Source organism: Saccharothrix sp. NRRL B-16348 (assembly GCF_001280085.1).
Classification (GTDB): domain Bacteria; phylum Actinomycetota; class Actinomycetes; order Mycobacteriales; family Pseudonocardiaceae; genus Actinosynnema.
Map to the genome: position 1 here is coordinate 13328 of NZ_LGED01000125.1, position 13320 is coordinate 26647.

Sequence of the window (13320 nt, forward strand, 5' to 3'; positions counted from 1 at the left end):
GAACAGGAGACCCCGGTGCCGACCTACCAGCCGCACACCTACCGGCCGGACACGCCGTCGCACCCGCCCGCGGCCTTCCCCGAGTACCGGTCCAACGTGCTCCGCGCGCCGCACCGGCCGTTCGAGCTGCTGCCGCAGCGGCTCGGCGAGATCACCGGGCCGCTGCTCGGCGAGGGCCGCGTCGGTCCGCACGACAACGACCTGACCCTCGGCCACGACGGTGAGCCGCAGGGCCAGCGGATCATCGTCGCCGGCCGCGTGCTCGACGGCGACGGCCGGCCGGTCGCGGGCACCCTGCTGGAGGTGTGGCAGGCCAACGCCGCCGGCCGGTACCGGCACGACGCCGACCGCCACCCCGCGCCGCTGGACCCGAACTTCACCGGCGTCGGCCGCGTCATCACCGATGCCGAGGGCCGGTACTCGTTCACCACGGTCCAACCCGGCGCGTACCCGTGGCGCAACCACGACAACGCCTGGCGGCCCGCGCACATCCACTTCTCGCTGTTCGGCACCGCGTTCACCCAGCGGCTGATCACCCAGATGTACTTCCCGGGCGACCCGCTGTTCGCCCAGGACCCGATCTTCAACTCGGTCCGCGACCCGAAGGCGCGCGAGGCGATGGTGGCCCGGTTCGACCTGGACACGACCGTGCCCGAGTGGGCGCTCGGCTATCGGTGGGACATCGTGCTGCGGGGCAAGAACCCGACGCCGCTGGAAGAGGAGGACGACGATGAGTGAGCAGCTCCAGACCACCCCGTCGCAGACCGTCGGCCCGTTCTTCTCCTTCGGCCTGGTGTGGCCCGACGGGCCGTTCGTGGTGCCCGAGGGCACGCCGGGCGCGTTCCGGATCGGCGGCACGGTGTACGACGGCGCGGGCGTGCCGGTGCCGGACGCGGTGGTGGAGACCTGGCAGGCCGACCCCGACGGCCGGTTCGACCACCCCGACGATCCGCGCGGCGCGGTGCGGTGGAAGGATTTCCGCGGCTTCGGCCGCAGCGCCACGGACCCCGAGGGGCGGTACTCGCTGCTGACCGTCAAACCCGGCCCACTGCCCGTGGCCGGGGGCGCGGTCGAGGACAGCCGGGAGGCACCCCACCTCAACGTGTCGGTGTTCTGCCGGGGCATGCTGGTGCGACTGGTCACGCGGATCTACTTCCCCGACGAGGAGGCCAACGCCGAGGACCCGGTGCTCACCTCGATCGACCCGGCCAGGCGGCGCACGCTCATCGCCGAGGGCGAGCCACCTGGCTACCGCTTCGACATCCACCTGCAAGGGGAGCATGAAACCGTCTTCTTCGAGCTCTGAGCACGGCGCCCGGTCACCCGGCACGCGCTCGCTGTGGGGCACGCTGTTCACCGACCCGGACGTGGACGACGAGACCTGCGACCGGGCGTGGCTGCGGGCCATGCTGGACTTCGAACGCGCCCTGGCGATCGTGCAGGCCAGGGCGGGCATCGTGTCCGAGGAGGCCGCCCGGATGGTGGTCACGGCCATCGACGTCGGCAACTACGACCCGGTCGCCCTCGGCGAGGGCGCCCTCACGTCGGGCACGCCGGTCGTGCCGCTGGTCCGGGCGATCGGCGCGCACGTCACCGCGGAGGGGCGTGCGGCCGTGCACAACGGCGCCACCAGCCAGGACGTGCTCGACACGGCGTTGTCGCTGGTCGCCTTCCGCGCGCTCGGGCCGATTCTGGCCGGGCTGCGCGGCGTGGCCGACGAGTGCGAACGGCTCGCGCGACGGCACCGGGACACGCTGATCGCCGGCCGCACGCTGACCCAGCACGCGCTGCCGACCACGTTCGGGCTCAAGTGCGCCGGCTGGCTGGTCGCGGTGGACGAGGCCGAGACCGCGCTGACCCGCGTCCGCACGCAGCGGCTGGCCGTGCAGTTCGGCGGCGCGGCGGGCACGCTGGCGGCGGTGCGCTCGGGCGAGGACCTGACCGGGCAGCTGGCCGCCCAGCTCGGCCTGGCCGCGCCGCTGATCCCGTGGCACACCAACCGGACCAGGGTGGCCGAGCTGGCGGGCGCGCTCGGCGAGGCGGCCGGGGTGCTGGCCAAGATCGCGCAGGACGTGGTGCTGCTCGCGCAGACCGAGGTCGCCGAGGTGGCCGAGGGCGACGGCGGCACGTCGTCGGCGATGCCGCACAAGCACAACCCGGTGCGGGCGGTGCTGGTGACCGCGTGCGCCCAGCGCGTGCCAGGGCTGGTGGCCACGGTGCTGTCGGCGATGGCGCAGGAGCACGAACGCGCGGCCGGGGCGTGGCACAGCGAGTGGCAGACCGTCACCGAGCTGCTGCGGCTGGTCGGCGGGGCGGTGCGGGGCACCCGTGAGCTGCTGGCGCGGCTGCGGGTCGACCCGGAGCGGATGCGCCGCAACCTGGACCTGACCGGCGGGCTGCTGATGGCCGAGAACGTGGCCGTGCGGCTGGGCGACCGGATCGGCCGGTCGGAGGCGCAGGAGCTGGTCGCCGAGGTGTGCCGGACCGCGGTTGCGGCCGGGCAGTCGCTGCGCGAGGCGCTGCTGGCCGACCTGCGGATCGGGTTGTCGGAGAAGGAGATCGACGACGCGCTCGACCCGGCCGGGTACACCGGCAGCGCGGGCGAGTTCGTGGACCGCGCCCTCGCGGCGCACCGGGGGAGGAGCCGGCCGTGAAGCCGCACTACGAGTTGAGCGGGCCGCCGGACGCGCCGGTTGTCGTCCTGGGCAGCTCGCTCGGCACCACGACCGCGGTGTGGGACCGGCAGCTGCCCGTGCTGCACCGGCGGTTCCGGGTGCTGCGCTACGACCACCGGGGTCACGGCGGCAGCGCCGCCCCGCCCGGCCCGTACCGGATCGACGACCTCGCCGACGACGTGCTGGAGCTGCTGGACGCGCTCGGGCTGGCCAAGGTGTCGTACTGCGGCGTGTCGATGGGCGCCATGGTCGGCATGTGGCTGGCCGGGCACGCGCCGGAGCGGATCGAGCGGCTGGTGCTGTGCTGCACGGCGTCCGGGTTCCCGAGCGCGCAGCCGTGGGTGGACCGCGCCGCGGCCGTGCGGGCGTCCGGCACCGGTTCCCTCACGTCCGCCGCCATGGGCCGCTGGTTCACCCCGGCGTTCCGCTCGCGGTCGCCCGAGGTGGTGGCCGCGTTCGAGGCCGGTCTGTCCTCAGTGGACGACGAGGGGTACGCCGGGTGCTGCGAGGCGTTGGCGGCGATGGACCTGCGGTCCGTGCTGCCGGTGATCGAGGCGCCGACGGCGGTCATCGCGGGCGAGGCGGACGAGGCCACGCCGCCGGGGTGCGGTCGGCTCATCGCCGAGTCCGTGCCGGGCGCGACGTTCCACCTCGTGCCGGGGGCGCACCTGGCGAACGTGGAGTCGGCCGACGAGGTGTCGGCGATCCTGGAGGCGCACCTGTGAGCTTCGACGAGGGCATGCGCGTGCGGCGCGAGGTGCTGGGCGACGAGCACGTGGACCGGGCGGTCGCGAACACCGACGCGTTCACCGCCGACTTCCAGGACTTCATCACCCGCTACGCGTGGGGCGAGGTGTGGACCCGGCCGGGCTTGGACCGGCGGACGCGGTCCTGCGTCACGTTGGCGATGCTGGCCGTCCTGGGTCAGGAGCACGAGTTGGCGATGCACGTGCGCGCGGCGCTGCGCAACGGCGTGACGGCGGAGGAGATCAAGGAAGTGCTGCTGCAGGTGGGCGTCTACGCGGGTGTCCCCGCCGCGAACCGCGCGTTCGCCGTGGCGCAACCGATCCTGGCGTCCGGCTGACGCCGCTCAGCGCGGCAGCGTGAGCACGGCGCCGAGGCCGGAACCAGACGTCGGACGGGACGCTGCACGTCAGCGGTGGGTCGGCCGCACGCCGGCGGCGCCGGTCTCGGGTTCGGCGCCGCCGGCGTGACGGGTCACTGGCCGCGGACCTCGGACCGCACCTGCTGCCCGGACTCGCGGGCGTGCTGGCCGACCTCCTGGGCCGAGCCCTTGGCCTGGTCCACGGTCGTCTGCTTGGCGTCCTGCGCGACGTGCTTCACCTGGTCGGCGGCCTCGCCGACCATCGAGCCCGCGTCGTCCTTCAGCCTCTGCGCGGACTCGGTGAGCGCCTCCTTCACCGGCTCGACGGCGCCACTGGCGCGTTCACCGAGCTGCCGGACGGCGTCCTGCTCGGCCCGCGTCGCCGGGATCAGCGTCGCGATGAGCGCACCCGCGCCGAACGCCATCAGGCCGGCCGCCAGCGGGTTGCCCTGAGCCTGTTGCCGTGCCTGCCGGGGCGCTTGCTGCACGGCGTGCGCGGCCTCCTGCGCCTTCTCGCCGACGGTGGACGCGGCCTGCTGGGCCTTGTCCCCGACGGTGGACGCCTTGTCGCCGACGGTGGAGGCGGCGTCCTGCGCGCGCTCGCCGACGGCGGTCGCCATGCCCGCCGTGCGGTCCTGCACCGTCGAAGCGGTCTCCGGAACCGTGCCCATGACTCGCTCCTTCAACGTGCTCATCCGGTTCCGGACCCGGTCGACCCGGCGTTGGGCGATGTTCCGCGGCCTGGTGTGGTCGACGATCCGGTTGGCGTCCGCCACCAGCTCGGCGCGGGTCCGGTCGATGTCATGCCTTATTTGGTCGGGTGACGGGCCCATTCCGCGTCCTCCTTCAAGGTCTCGACGGTGCGCTCCGGCTTGGGGTTCACCTTGCGCAGCTTCGCGCGGCCGGCGGAGAACAGGGCGAACCCGGCGACGGCCCACAGCACGGCGACGACGAGCGTCGCCCACCCCAGGCCGAGGAACGTCGCCAGCGCGAACGCCAGCGCCAGGCTGAGCAGGACCGCGGTCATGTACCCGGCGAACCCGGCGGCGCCGAGCATCCCGGCCGCCTTGCCCGCCTTCGCGGCCTCCTCCCTGATCTCGGCCTTGGCGAGTTCGAGTTCCTGGCGCATCAGCCGGGACAGGTCCTCGGTCAGGTCGCCGACGAGCTGGCCCAGCGAGGCCTCGTCCTCGGTCGGCGGCACGGCTCCGGCCGGCGGTGTCGCGCCGGTCGGCGGCACGGCGCCGGTGCGCGGTGCGGTTCCGGTGTACGGCGTGCTCCCGGTGGGCGCGGGGCCGGGCAATGGCACCGCTCCGGTCAACGGGCCCGCTCCGACGGGCGGGACGGCTCCGGTCGCGGGCACGGCGCCGCTCGGCGCGCGGCTCTCCGGCACCCGGCCACCGGTCATCCGGGTCTCAGCGCTGGACATACGGCGATCCCTCCGGCTGGTAAGGGGTGCGCGGCGACGGCGTCGGGTGGTCCGCCGGGACGTGCGGCGCCGACGTGCCGTACCCCGGTGGCACCGGCGTGGAAGTCGGCGTCGAGGTCGGCGACGGCACGGCGGTCGGCGTGGTCACCGGCGTGGTCGGCGTCTGGTCGGTGTAACCGCGCTGGGGGTACTGGGGCTGCGCCTGCCGCTCGCCGGCGTTCATGCTCTTCGCGGCGCGGGCGACCAGGAAACCGGCCACCGCCGCGCCGATCAGGAACGTCCCCGGCTTGCGCCGCGCGAAGTCCTGCGCCGAGTCGAGCAGCCCGCGCGCACCCCGTTCGTCGAGGTACCGCGCGGCCTGCCGGCCGGCGTCGGAGACCTGGCGCAACGTGCCCGCGGTCAGTGAATCGGGGCCCGAGCCGTCGGCCATCGTGCCCAGCTCGTCGGCGATCCGATCGATCTGCCGCGACACCCGCCGCGCCTGCTCCTCGGCCTCGGTCGCGACCCGTTCCCGCAGGTCGTGTGCCACGTGCTTGGCCTGGCCCGTCGCCTCGTGGGCCACCTGCCCGACCTGCTCGCGCGCGGTCGAGCGCACCTCTCCGGCGGCCTGCCTGGCGTGCTGCGCCACGGCGGACCCCTCCTGTCCGGCGGTCTCGCGGACCGCACCCACCTGGTTCTCGTCCACGACTGACTCCTCAAGGTCGGCGTGCTCTTGCCTACCCACCTACCCCCGTGGCGGAGCGCTAATCTCCTTCGCAACAGCAACCATCTCGCGCCCGCCCACCGTTCGCGCGCCGACGCGGAATAGTCGAAAAGGTGCGACGACCCTGCGGCCGGTGTTCGGCCGCAGGGTCGATTCCAGTCGTCGTCAAGTTGTCCGGTCAGCTGGTCAGAACGAGAAAACGGTGCCCGTCTCCTGCTCCATCACGCACCGGTTCGGGAATTCCTCCACGTACTGCACGGGCGTGCCGCGCCACGAGCCGAACGCGACCACGGTCACCGGCCGGTAGTCGAAGGTGCACACCTGCGGTTCGGTGCCGGCCAACTGCGTGAAATCGCCGGCGGCGGCCTCGATCTCACCGCACGCCGCCTGCGCCGCGCGGTGGTCGCCCGCCGCCGGGTCGCAGGTCAACCGGCTGCTCTCGATCCCGGTTTCCTCCTGGTAGACCGCCAGCACGAGGTCCGTCTCCGGTGGCGCGGCGGACGCCGTGCCGGTGGCGATCAGCGGAGCGGCCAGCAGGCCGGACGCGAACAGGGAAGCCATGAGGGTTCGTGTTCGTCGCATGGCCCCGGGGTGACCCGATCGAGTGAGTGATATTCGGGCGGAGGCCCATCTCACCGGTATGTCGTAATCTGTGAATTCACATTTCCAATTCACCGCGAATGGCTCACCAAGTGGGTCGGGCGGTGATGCCGCCGTCCACCACCAGGTCATTTCCGGTGATCCACGACGCCATCGGCGAGGCGAGGAAAACGCAGGCGTCGCCAACGTCCTCGGGTCGACCGAGCCGACCCAGCGGCGCGGCCCTCGTCCACCGGTCGACCCCCTCGGGCCAGTCGTCGGCCAGCCCGGGCCGGTCGACCAGACCCGGTGAGACGGTGTTGACCCGGATGCCCCGCGGCCCGTACTCCAACGCGGCCGAGCGCGCGTGCATGATCAGGGCGGCCTTGGACGCGCTGTAGTGCGCGTGCCCGGCGGCGGGGTGCGTGCCTTCGATCGAGGCGACGTGGGTGACCGACCCGCCCGCCGGCAGCACCTCCGCGGCGGCCTGCGTGCAGGAGAACGCGCTGGTGAGGTTCACGTCCACCACCGCACGCCACTGCGCGGCCGTCATGCCCGGTAGTTCCTGGACCGGTTGCACGCCCGCGTTGTTGACCACCGCGTCCAACCGCCCGCCCCACTCGGCCGCCTCACGCACCAGTCGCCGGCACTCGTCCTCGTCCGTGAGGTCGGCCCGCACCCCGGTCGCCCGCCCGCCGGCCGCCGTGATCTCCGCGACGAGCGCCGCCACGTCACTGCGCCGGCTGTGCGCCACCACCGCGGCCCCGGCCTGCGCGAACCGCGTCGCGATCCCGTGCCCGATGAGCCCGCCGGCCCCGGTGACGAGCGCGACCGCGCCCGCGAGAAGTCCTGTCACGGGCACGCAGAGTAGCGGTGGTGACGTGCTGTCGACCGGGAGGTCCGGCTCAGCTCATCCGGAAGACGGGGCCGCGTGGCCGGAACGGGAGGCGTGCGCCCTTCGGGACCAGGAAGGCGTGTTCCCGGCGCACGCGGACGTAGTCGCACTGGCCGTCGGTGATCACCAGGATCGGGCCGTCCTCCGGGAAGTCGGCCGCACGCTCCAGCAGGTCCACGCCCGGTTGGAGGATCGTGCCGCCACGCCCGCGCACTCGAACCCGGCCCGCGATCTCCTCCACCCCGACGTACCCGGCGTCGTAGGCGACCGCGTCGCAGAACACCACCCGCGCCGCCGGGACGTCACGCGCCAGGGCGTACGACGCGATGGCGCCCAACGCCTTGCCGAGCACCTTGGGGTCCATCGAGCCCGACGTGTCCAGCACGACGCCGAACGTCGACCGCCGCTCGACCTCCTCCGGCCGCACCCAGCCGGGGCGCGGGATGTGCGGCGTGGCGGACTGGCGGCGGGACGCGCGGGCGTACGTGCGGCGGCGTTCGACCGACGGCACGTGCTCCTCGAACCACCGCGCCAGCCGGGCGTCCCAGTCCAGCGGTGGCTGCTCCAGCGCGCGGATCTCCTCCACCAGGCCCGCGGGCAGCAGGCCGCGCTCGGCGGTGTGGTAGCTGAAGCCGGTCAGCAGGGCACGGCGGTAGAACGCGTCCAGGTCCGAGGTGTGCCGCGGCGTCCGGGACGGGTCGCCGAGCAGGTCCGAGCCACGGCCGCGCAACGTGGCGAGCTTGCGGTAGCGGCGCAGGTCGGTGGTGATCCGGTCGTACACCGACTCCACCGACAGCCCGCCCAGCTCCGGGTCGTGCAGGACGCCTTCCGGCGCGACGCCGACGCCCATCTCCACGAGCCAGCCGTTGACCACGAAGTCCGCGGCGACGTTCCACAGGTACGGGTCGCGCCCGTCCGCGCGGTCACCGTGGCGCAGCGCGGCGTGCAGCATCTCGTGCGCCAGCACGAACCGCCACTCCGCCCGGGACAGGTGCGCGCGGGGGTTGACGTAGATCTCGCCGAGCGACGCGTCGACCGCGGCGATGGAGATGTCCCAGCCGCGCGCCAGGTCCGCGTCCGCGACCACCTTCATGCCCGACGCCAACGCGCCGAGCAGCGGGTACGACGAGACGAACCAGCTCAACGCCAGGTCCCACACCGACCGCGTCGGACGCGAGTCCGAGAGCTGCCTGCGCGCGCCACCGGCCACGTCGACCGCCGCCACGGCCGCGTTCGACAAGCCCGCGGCGAACAAGTCCTTCCACGGCGGGTCGGGACGCGCGAAACGAGTGGCGGCGCGGGCGGGAGGCGTCACGTCGAGACAGCCGGACTCCACCCACGACTCCGGCCGCCGCCCGAGCCTCACCGCCGCCTGGAACTCCACCACCTCGCGGCACTCGACCACGTCGAAACCCAGGTGCAGCAGGCAGTGCGCGAACACCCACACCCACTCGTCCCGGTCGGCGACGCGGGTCCGGTGCGCCGACAGCCCGCCGTTGGTGCGGACCGACGCCCACGGCAAGTCGCTGTCGCGGGCCACGTACGCCTTGATCGCCATCGGCGTGAACAGCGGGTGTCCGCGGATCAGCTCCCAGGCGTCGTGGTAAGCCTGCGTGCCGGGGTCGACGCGGGACCGCTTCACGCCCGTGCCCGCTTCACGCCTCGGCCCGCTTCACGCGCGCGCCGCGACCAGTCGCGGCAGGTCGCGGGTCACTTCGACGAGGAACCACGCCGGCAGCACGGAGTTGCCGTGCTCGTCCGCCGCGATCACCATCTGCGCGATCTCCAGCGACAGCTCGGCCAGCTCCACCAGCAGCGCCTTGCCCCGGTGCGCCAACACCTTCCCGTTCGCCGGCGCGTGCGCCTTGTCCGCGGGCAGCTCCTTCACCAGCCGGGCCCGGAACGCCTCGGCCAGGAAGTACAGCAGGTCGCGGTCCTCGGGCGCGTGCGGCCACCGCGCGTCACCGCGCAGCACGGCTTCCAGCCCGTACGCGTGCCGCACGGTCTTGACGTACGCCTTGAACATCGACGCATGCGACGCCGTGAGCGTGCCGAACGCCAGCACGGCCAGCACGTCGTCGGTGATGTCGTTGCCGTACGAGCGCAGCGCGTCGGACAGCATGTGCCAGCCGCGCGGCGTGGAGAACGGCTCCTCGACCTTCGGCGGCGCGCTCCACAGGTGGTCGGGCCGCTGGGCCAGGTAGTCGAGCACCCACGGGTGGATGCCCGCGCCGCCCGCCCACGCCAGCCAGTCCTTCGACGACGCCGTGAGGTGGACGTGCACCATGCGGTTGACCAGGGCCGACGCCATCGGCCGGGCGAGGGCGTTGTCGGTGGCCCGGTTGCCCGCGCCGATCACCACCGAGCCCTCGGGCAGCTCGTAGGCGCCGATGCGGCGGTCGAGGATCAGCGAGTAGAACGCCTTCTGCACCTCGGGGGAGGAGGCGTTCAGCTCGTCGAGGAACAGGCAGTACGGCTCGTCGCGGGCGATCGACTCGGGCGGCGCGAACCTCGACCGGCCGTTCACCAGCTCGGGCACGCCGATCAGGTCCTCGGGCGCGAGCTGGGTGCCGAGCAGCGTGACGCACTCCAGGCCGAGGGATTCGGCGAACTCGCGCACCAGGGACGACTTGCCGATGCCCGGCGCGCCCCACAGGAACACCGGGCGCACGACGGCGACGTGCAGCAGCACCTCGGGGAGCTGCACGGGAGTCACGGCCACGGCACTGCGCATGCCGGGAAGGATGCGTGTTCCGGCTGGGGAAGTCGATCTGTTTTCCCGCCGGACGGCCTGGCCGGCCGGAGGAACCGGAGCCGGTCTCAGACCGGCACGAGTGGACTGTGGGGTTCGGCGGGCAGTTCCACGCGGATCTCGTCGCCGGGGCGGATGTCGCCGCCCACCAGGACGATCGACATGATGCCCGCCTTGCGGACCACGTTGCCGTGCTCGTCGCGGCCCACGACCTCCTTCAGCAGACCGTCCTGGAACGCGTCGATCTGCGGGCACGGGTTGCGCAGGCCCGTCACCTCGACCACGGCGTGCGGACCCAGGTGCAGGCGCGTGCCGGTCGGCAGCGCGAGCAGGTCGACACCGCGCGTGGTGACGTTCTCACCCAGTTGGCCGGGCGCGACCTGGAAGCCGGAGGCGTTCAGCTCGTCGTGCAGTTCGGCGTGCATCAGGTGGACCTGGCGCAGGTTCGGCTGCGTGGGGTCGCGCTTGACGCGTGACCGGTGCTTCACGGTGACGCCCTGGTGGACGTCGCCCTCGACGCCGAGCCCGGCGAGGAGCGTGATCGAGTCCTCGTTGGGCTTCGTGAAGGTGTACTCCCCGCTCCGGCTCACGGCCGTGATCGTCCCCATGCGACCGACCCTACCGAAGTAAGACTTTCGACCGCCGCGGCGATATGAGTAGTGCACACCTTTCTGGGGACGATGGTGAAGATCATGGATGACCACTTGAACCACCGGGCACGCGCCCTGTTGCGCGCGATCGCCGCGGGACGGGCCGAGGTGACCCGGAGCAGCGAGCCGGACCTGAAGGTCGACGGCCTGCTGTTCAGCGACCAGTGCGCGGCGCGGGAGCTCGCGCACGCCGGGTTGCTCCGTCCGGCGCAACGGGACGCCTCCGGGCCGTGGGTCCGGGCCGAGCTGACGGCCGCGGGCCGTGCGGTGCTCGCCTGACCGAGCCGGTCACCCGGTGTTCGTTCGATCGAGCCTGTCGGCCGGTGTTCGCCTGACCGAGCCTTTCGGTCGCTGCCCGGTGCGACGGCCCGGTGGGACCCGAACGGGCGCGCCTGTCCGCGTCCACCCACTCTTGACGCTGCGTGCACGGAGCGGTTGACTGCGTGTCCGTAACCGGTTTCGGTACCGGTTCCGGGACCCGTCACCGCTGCCGGAGGAGTGCCCTGTGCGCGTCACGATCGCCGAAGTCGCCCAACGCGCCCAGGTGAGCAAGGCGACCGTGTCCCGCGTCCTCAACGGCAAACCGGACGTCGACGCGGCCACCGCGGCACGCGTGCGCCAGGTGATCGCGGACGTCGGGTACGTGCCCAGCGCACGCGCGGTCGGGTTGGCGCGTGGTCGGGCGAGGACGGTCGGGATGCTCGTCCCGTCGTTGACCTGGCCGTGGACCGGCGAGGTGGTGCAGGGCGCGGTGGACGAGCTGGAGGCCGAGGGGTACGGGCTGCTGCTCTACACCGTCAACCGGGGCGCGGAGTCGTTGACGCAGTTCGCCAGCCACGTGTCGGCGAAGGCGTTCGACGGGCTGCTGGTGATAGAGCCGCCGGACACGTTGAGCTACATCGAGACGCTGCACGACCAGGGGCTCCCCGTGGTCATGATCGACGACCGGGGCAGCCGGCCCGGGTTCCCGTCGGTGGGCACGACGAACCGGGAAGGCGCGCAGGCGGCGGCGCAGCACCTGGTGGCCGCCGGGCGCACGGGGTTCGCCGTGGTGACGGGGCCGGCGAATTTCGGGTGCGTGCGCGAGCGGTTGGACGGGTTCCTCGACGCGCTCGGCGACGCGGGCGTGCACGTCGACCCGAGGCTCGTGGTGGAGGGCGACTTCGGCACCGACCGCGGCGCCGTGGCGACCGAGAAGCTGATGGCCACCGGGCTGCGCTTCGACGCCGTGTTCGCGCAGAACGACCTGTCCGCGCTCGGCGTGATCAGGGCGCTCAACGCCGCCGGCCGGAAGGTGCCCGACGACGTCGCCGTGGTCGGCTTCGACGACATACCGATCGCCGCGCACGCCGAGCTGACGACCGTGCGCCAGCCGATGCGGGAGATGGGCGAGGCCGCGGCACGGCTGCTGCTGGCCCGGCTCGAAGGCGCGCCGCCGACGCGGGAACCGGTGGTGCTGCCCACGACCTTCGTCGCCCGCCGTTCGGGCTGATCGCTCACCCGTTATCAGGAACGCCGACGCCGTGCCTTAGCCCGGATGTCGGTGCCGAGCGCTCCTCATTGGTCCGTCTGGACGGGTGCACGCTCATGCGGCGGTTGGTTGACTCGATGCCGTGTACCAGGCTCGTCACCGATCGTGACGGGCCGTGCATCGTCGCAGAACCCTGGGGGAAGAGTTCATGGCACCGCACTCGGAGTTATCTCGTCCTGTCCCGCTCATCCCGGCCCAACCCGATCACCGCGTGCACGTGCGCATCGACGGTGACGTGCCGGTGCGCGGCGAGGGGCCGGAGCTGTCGGAGACCACCCACCTGGCGGCCGTGACCGTCGACTTCACCACCTGCGCCGACGGGCCCGACCGGCGCAGGCAGGTCTGCGCGGACGTGCTGGACCGCTGCACGGGCCACCTGGTCACGCCGGGCTGCGTCACGGCGCTGGTCTCCGGCACGTCGACCGGCACGGTCCGCGACGAGCAGGACCGGTTGGTGCGCCGGTTGGAGAAGCTGGTCGCGAACCTGCCGATCGGCGTGTCCCGGGTCGGCCGGGGCACCGAGCGCGACGACCTGGTGGCGGAGGCGCGCCGTGCGGCGACGTACGCGAGCCTGGCCCTGGCCGCCAGCCCGACCAGTGTGGACGCGCACCCGTTGGAGGAGGCCATGCTCGCCAACGGCGAGCTGACCTCGACCATGACGGCGCTGCTCGACCCGTTGGCGGACCACCAGGAGTTCATCCACACGCTGTACCTGTACCTGGCGTTCGACCGGGACCGGCAGCGGGTGGCCCGGCACCTGACCGTGCACCCGCGCACGGTGGACTACCGGCTGCGCCGCATCGCCGCGCTGACCGGCCTGCACCCGCAGACGGTCTCCGGCGCCGGGAAGCTGCTCGCCGCGCTGATCAGCCGGACGCACCGCCGCCTGACGCCCCAGCGCTGAGGGGCCGAAACCCCTGATTTGTCCTCGATGACAATTGTGCCAAGTGACAAACCTCGTCGCTGGAATCACGCCAGGTGCCTTGATACGGTTGCCCCGCTAG

General features: G+C 72.9%; 16 protein-coding genes. 8 read left to right on the forward strand and 8 right to left on the reverse strand.

Features of this window, described 5'->3' with window-relative positions:
* Positions 1-15: 15 nt before the first annotated feature.
* From pcaH to pcaC, 5 genes are read left to right on the forward strand one after another with little or no spacing between them, the layout of a single operon-like run.
* Entirely contained in the window at positions 16-738 is a 723-nt protein-coding gene (pcaH, locus tag ADK67_RS13500) for a protocatechuate 3,4-dioxygenase subunit beta (protein ID WP_053716765.1), read from the forward strand.
* Positions 731-1306, forward strand: coding sequence for a protocatechuate 3,4-dioxygenase subunit alpha (gene pcaG / locus ADK67_RS13505; protein WP_053716766.1), 576 nt, complete (start codon positions 731-733; stop codon positions 1304-1306). The genes pcaH and pcaG overlap by 8 nt, the downstream gene beginning before the upstream one ends.
* A complete protein-coding gene (gene pcaB / locus ADK67_RS13510; RefSeq protein ID WP_082403443.1) occupies positions 1281-2654 on the forward strand; it encodes a 3-carboxy-cis,cis-muconate cycloisomerase in 1374 nt (457 codons plus the stop codon). The genes pcaG and pcaB overlap by 26 nt, the downstream gene beginning before the upstream one ends.
* A complete protein-coding gene (gene pcaD / locus ADK67_RS13515; protein ID WP_053716767.1) occupies positions 2651-3400 on the forward strand; it encodes a 3-oxoadipate enol-lactonase in 750 nt (249 codons plus the stop codon). Before pcaB ends, pcaD begins: the two co-directional genes overlap by 4 nt.
* Entirely contained in the window at positions 3397-3759 is a 363-nt protein-coding gene (gene pcaC / locus ADK67_RS13520) for a 4-carboxymuconolactone decarboxylase (RefSeq protein WP_269435996.1), read from the forward strand. Before pcaD ends, pcaC begins: the two co-directional genes overlap by 4 nt.
* A gap of 134 nt (positions 3760-3893) precedes the next feature.
* On the opposite strand, the gene ADK67_RS13525 is transcribed toward pcaC, so the two are convergent.
* The 8 genes from ADK67_RS13525 to ADK67_RS53595 all read right to left on the reverse strand — a co-directional run bounded on the left by ADK67_RS13525 (position 3894) and on the right by ADK67_RS53595 (position 10743).
* Entirely contained in the window at positions 3894-4613 is a 720-nt protein-coding gene (locus tag ADK67_RS13525) for a DUF3618 domain-containing protein (RefSeq protein ID WP_063797594.1), read from the reverse strand.
* Positions 4589-5206: a phage holin family protein gene (locus tag ADK67_RS13530; RefSeq protein WP_231648170.1), complete on the reverse strand. Its 618-nt coding sequence runs from the start codon at positions 5204-5206 to the stop codon at positions 4589-4591. Before ADK67_RS13530 ends, ADK67_RS13525 begins: the two co-directional genes overlap by 25 nt.
* The gene (locus tag ADK67_RS13535; protein WP_053716769.1) at positions 5193-5891 is read right to left on the reverse strand and encodes a hypothetical protein; all 699 of its coding nucleotides are present in this window, start codon (positions 5889-5891) and stop codon (positions 5193-5195) included. The genes ADK67_RS13530 and ADK67_RS13535 overlap by 14 nt, the downstream gene beginning before the upstream one ends.
* A gap of 204 nt (positions 5892-6095) precedes the next feature.
* On the reverse strand, positions 6096-6470 hold the full coding sequence (locus tag ADK67_RS13540) for an SSI family serine proteinase inhibitor (RefSeq protein WP_053716770.1): 375 nt from the start codon (positions 6468-6470) through the stop codon (positions 6096-6098).
* Positions 6471-6594: 124 nt separating this feature from the next.
* The gene (locus ADK67_RS13545; protein WP_197289429.1) at positions 6595-7344 is read right to left on the reverse strand and encodes an SDR family NAD(P)-dependent oxidoreductase; all 750 of its coding nucleotides are present in this window, start codon (positions 7342-7344) and stop codon (positions 6595-6597) included.
* 49 nt (positions 7345-7393) lie between these two features.
* Positions 7394-9025 (reverse strand): vWA domain-containing protein, encoded by a 1632-nt coding sequence (locus ADK67_RS13550; protein WP_053716772.1) that lies wholly within the window; start codon positions 9023-9025, stop codon positions 7394-7396.
* 30 nt (positions 9026-9055) lie between these two features.
* Positions 9056-10117, reverse strand: coding sequence for an AAA family ATPase (locus tag ADK67_RS13555; RefSeq protein WP_053716773.1), 1062 nt, complete (start codon positions 10115-10117; stop codon positions 9056-9058).
* 86 nt (positions 10118-10203) lie between these two features.
* The gene (locus tag ADK67_RS53595; protein WP_231648171.1) at positions 10204-10743 is read right to left on the reverse strand and encodes an MOSC domain-containing protein; all 540 of its coding nucleotides are present in this window, start codon (positions 10741-10743) and stop codon (positions 10204-10206) included.
* A gap of 84 nt (positions 10744-10827) precedes the next feature.
* Here ADK67_RS53595 and ADK67_RS13565 point away from each other — a divergent pair, with 84 nt between their 5' ends.
* The 3 genes from ADK67_RS13565 to ADK67_RS13575 all read left to right on the forward strand — a co-directional run bounded on the left by ADK67_RS13565 (position 10828) and on the right by ADK67_RS13575 (position 13220).
* The gene (locus ADK67_RS13565; protein ID WP_053716917.1) at positions 10828-11064 is read left to right on the forward strand and encodes a hypothetical protein; all 237 of its coding nucleotides are present in this window, start codon (positions 10828-10830) and stop codon (positions 11062-11064) included.
* Between the two features lie 226 nt (positions 11065-11290).
* The gene (locus ADK67_RS13570; RefSeq protein ID WP_053716774.1) at positions 11291-12277 is read left to right on the forward strand and encodes a LacI family DNA-binding transcriptional regulator; all 987 of its coding nucleotides are present in this window, start codon (positions 11291-11293) and stop codon (positions 12275-12277) included.
* Between the two features lie 187 nt (positions 12278-12464).
* Positions 12465-13220, forward strand: coding sequence for a helix-turn-helix domain-containing protein (locus tag ADK67_RS13575; protein WP_157620259.1), 756 nt, complete (start codon positions 12465-12467; stop codon positions 13218-13220).
* Positions 13221-13320: the final 100 nt, after the last annotated feature.